Consider the following 1,203-nt stretch of genomic DNA (forward strand, 5'->3'; position numbering starts at 1 on the left):
ACGCGGTGACGCGCAAAGGGTGAAGTCGGCCACGTCGGTGCCCTGCCTACCGCCGGCTCCCCGAATAAGCTGCGCGATGATTTCTGCCGCGGCGTCGGCCTCTCTGACACCTGGACGAATTACCTCCTTTGCACGCAACATCCCAGCATCAGCGATAGCCGCCGCTTCGCGCATGAGTGCAATNTCCAAATCGGACTTGATCCCGCGGATCCAGCAAACGGTATTGCCGAAATCCANGAATTTCGCTGCTGGCATACGTGCACGGAATTTTCCGACCGTTTGACTCGAAAGGCTTTGGGCCTCTATCCCGATATTGGCCTTTTCAACCCCAGCTTCCCGCAAGTGGTCGATGAGCGCATCCCAGCCATCGTTGTCGGGATTTGCGATGAGGCTCTCAGGGTACCCAATGACCCGGCTACGATCCATAAACATTTGATGCACCGCAGCGGGTGCGTCCATGCGGCGTGTAATGAAGGTCGGTTCCTCATCGTTTAGCGTGAGGATCAGACCTTGTGGCACATAGCCAGACTTAGCAGTGTAACCAGTCAGGTAGGTTATGTTGGCAGGCTCGACCACCATCAGAGCGCTGATTTCCCGGCGCTCCATCTCGACTTTCACGGCGGCCAAGCGCCTCAGATACTCGTNTCGTGGAAAAACCTGCGGTCCCTGTGGCATAGCCATGACATCAACCCTTTGTTAGATTTTTGGTTGGTTTGAATTCTTCTTCCGGTGCGTTACAGCACCTAAGGTGGCTGACTTGCTGACAATTAGGGGACTGCCTGACCGCTCTTCACGGAGCGCGGAACGCATCTCTGCGTCATCGGCCTGTCAAAGCAGTCAATTCAGCAACTCCCAACAATATTGAGCGTTTCGATGATCCGCTTCTGCGTTTTAGTCTCCTGGTTCGATAACTCAGATTCGCGATGCATAGCATGCCGCGTTTCGACAACGGCTTCGCGTTCTTGGCGGGAAAGCAGATCGTTTTAAGCGTTGTCGGGATCTTCCGGTTACGAAACTGAAGATCGGAAAGCCGGGCGTGGCAGCCCAAGATCCGAAGCGAAATTATCTCTGAGGCCGTATTCGTCCAAGATGTCCAGAACATGCCATGCGGTGGAATGCACGCTAGCCAGCACTGGACATCCAAGTGCCCCAGTCATCTCGACTAGGTCCGAGCGATTCACCGAAAAAGCCGCGCACGATACG

1 protein-coding gene is annotated in these 1,203 nt (G+C 55.1%); it reads right to left on the reverse strand.

Translation table 11 applies throughout. The features are described from left to right. Nucleotides 1–681 (reverse strand): aminopeptidase P family protein (locus A3AY_RS0110870; protein ID WP_026203323.1); only part of this gene is annotated, 681 nt, incomplete at its 3' end. Between the last annotated feature and the right edge of the window lie 522 nt (nt 682–1,203).

It is taken from the genome of Rhizobium giardinii bv. giardinii H152 (assembly GCF_000379605.1).
GTDB lineage: Bacteria > Pseudomonadota > Alphaproteobacteria > Rhizobiales > Rhizobiaceae > Pararhizobium > Pararhizobium giardinii.